1 protein-coding gene is annotated in these 437 nt (G+C 52.6%); it reads right to left on the minus strand.

All coding sequences use genetic code 11. The features are described 5' to 3' along the window. Positions 1-72: 72 nt before the first annotated feature. The coding region (locus CWO89_RS47460) for a hypothetical protein (protein ID WP_207231231.1) at positions 73-437 on the minus strand (365 nt) is incomplete at its 5' end.

Below are 437 nucleotides of genomic sequence, written 5' to 3' on the forward strand. Positions count from 1 at the left end.
AACTGGTGCGGGAAGAGGTGCCTCCGAGGAAAGGCGCCTTGCGGCGGGCTGACCTGAGCTGGGAATTCCTTATTAGAAGCCGCCCTCCGTCTCAGCCAACTTCCGGAGCGTGCAGAGGTCAACACGTCCGTCTGATGGAGTATCAATGTAGTCTATATCTACTCCCGATCTGTCAAGACACTCCGCTTTACACACGGCTTCTCCTGCGCTCAACCTTTGAACCGAAAAATACTTCCGGCTAAACTCGGTTCGATGACATCTAATAGTGTAGGGCACGGATCCCACTCCGTTGAGAGCGACAGTATATCCATCTTCCTGTAACAGTGCGGCCGACCATTTTTGGTAGGTCCTTGGGGGCGCGTTTGCGTCGCGATCACCGAGGCTCTCGAGCTTCAAACCGACATTCTGAAATAGAATTATGAATCCTTTCCAATCCA

Origin of the sequence: Bradyrhizobium sp. Leo170 (assembly GCF_004296405.1) — a bacterium.
In the GTDB taxonomy this organism is placed as follows: domain Bacteria; phylum Pseudomonadota; class Alphaproteobacteria; order Rhizobiales; family Xanthobacteraceae; genus Bradyrhizobium.